Below are 1,933 nucleotides of genomic sequence, written 5' to 3'. Positions count from 1 at the left end.
CTTCGAAGACGTAGGTCAGTTCGCGCAGGTGATGAGCATTGCACAAGCCGTGTTTGCAGAGCAATTCACGATAGGGCTTCCAACCGTCATGAATGAGCGTGCCCAGGAAATGGGGGAGAATGGCGAAGGCATCGAACGCCTCTTTGCCCCGCTTCGCGTGGCATCCGACCCCTGTCAGCATCGCGGTCGCCAGCACGTGCATCCAGTGCAGCGAGCCAGCGACACGCAGGCCCGTTTCATCGGCATGGGCGACTTCGGCCACTTGAAGCGCTTCACCGATCGAATCAACGATCGGTTGCAGATGGCTTCGGGCTTCTTCGCTGGCTGCCAGCACCGTCGCCTCAGCCATTGGCAGGCCAAAGAAATCGCCCATCAACGCCGCCGTGCGTTGCACCGGCATCATGTGGTGGTGCGTGAGATGAACAGCGGCAGCCATGGCCGCCGGACCGTATTGCACCGGCGCAGAAATGCCGGGAGGAAACTCGCCGCGGCAAATCTTGCCGCACGTGCACTGCACCGCCAGAACCTGATGCTCCGTGACCTCGAAGCGCAACGGTGGCAGATCGAACACCTGACGCCTTTCGGCAACCGAAGCCTCGGGCAAGCGACGTTGGCATGCGTCGCAATCCGAGGGTGGTCGATGCATCACGATCCGATCCGGCTCGGCGACCTTCTCGAGACCATGCCCCTGGTGCCCTTTCTGCCCACCCGATGGGCGTTCCCCTCCTTTGCGCAAAGATTTGGGCTGCGGTTTGTTCAGACCGTCCGAAGACGGAGGCTTGCTCGAATTTCGACTGTTGGTCGCCAGCCGCGCTTCCAGTTCCGTGACCTTCAATTGAAGGGCTGCCACTTGCCCCGTCAGATCCCGCATCAGCGTACGCAGCGGCCACAGCTCACGGATCAACTGGTCCTTCTCGGCAACGCTCAGCTTTTCAAAGTCGCAAAGTTCATTCATGCCTCGTCATGAGCACGAAGCATGCCATGTACCTGAGTAGTTACGGAAAAGCTCCGTATGGCATGATTGGACACTTCGCGGATAGGCAGGCGCAGACTGCGAATGTCGTCTGCAGACGGAGCACGCACCTGTCGCCAGGCCTGGCGAACCCCTCGACTGATTTTCGGCCTACTGCCATGCAAAGACTTCTTGCCCTCATCGGCCCCCTGCCATTCATCGGCCTCGCGATTGCCGCGGCAGGTCTCTCGCTCGGTGTTGCCATAGGGCTGTTTGAAGAAGGTTTTTCACCGTTGCTGGCCACTTTCCCGTCGGCCTGGCGTTATCCGCTGACTGGTCTGGCACTGGCGGCCAGCTATTTCGCCTACGGCCTGACGCTGCTGATGGTCGCGCCGCTGCTGAATTTCCTGCTCGGCGGACGGCTGCAGCCCTATCGCGGCCCGGCGGTATCGCTGACTGCGCTGCGCTGGTATGTGCATTGCACGCTGACGCTGGTGGTTCGTTATTCGTTCCTGGAGTTCGTGACACCCTCGCCTTTCGCACAACTCTACTACCGGCTGATGGGAATGAAGATCGGACGCAACGTGACCATCAATTCGACCGCCATCGCCGACCCGTCGCTGATCGAAATGGCCGACGGGGTGACCATCGGCGGCTCGGCGAGCGTCATGGCGCATTATGCACAGGGCGGCTATCTGGTGATTGCACCGGTCCGGCTCGGCGCCGGTGCGACCATCGGCCTGCGCGCGATTGTCATGGGCGGCGTCGAGGTCGGCGAAAAGGCCAAGGTTCTGGCCGGATCTTTCGTCCTGCCCAACACCCGCATTCCGGCCGGTGAAACCTGGGCCGGGATTCCCGCCCAGCGCGTCGAGCTGGAGCGCGACGCGGCTGCCGACAACGGTGCGAACGGTCATGACTTTTCCGGGCACCCCCGATCATGAAAGTCATGACCGTTGCCCTCTCCCCCAACCCCTCCCCCGC

At 61.7% G+C, this 1,933-nt stretch carries 2 protein-coding genes; one reads left to right on the top strand and one right to left on the bottom strand.

Annotated elements, in window-relative coordinates; all coding sequences use genetic code 11:
- The coding region (locus CAPSK01_RS15855; protein ID WP_273703833.1) for a transposase at positions 1 to 646 on the bottom strand (646 nt) is incomplete at its 3' end.
- A gap of 485 nt (positions 647 to 1,131) precedes the next feature.
- Between CAPSK01_RS15855 and CAPSK01_RS23375 the strand changes: the two genes are divergently transcribed.
- Positions 1,132 to 1,893 (top strand): hypothetical protein, encoded by a 762-nt coding sequence (locus CAPSK01_RS23375; RefSeq protein ID WP_273703830.1) that lies wholly within the window; start codon positions 1,132 to 1,134, stop codon positions 1,891 to 1,893.
- Positions 1,894 to 1,933 lie beyond the last annotated feature (40 nt).

Source organism: Candidatus Accumulibacter vicinus, from assembly GCF_000584955.1.
Lineage (GTDB): Bacteria > Pseudomonadota > Gammaproteobacteria > Burkholderiales > Rhodocyclaceae > Accumulibacter > Accumulibacter vicinus.
Note: the sequence above shows the minus strand (reverse complement) of the source record. Positions and strands in the feature narration are given on the sequence as shown.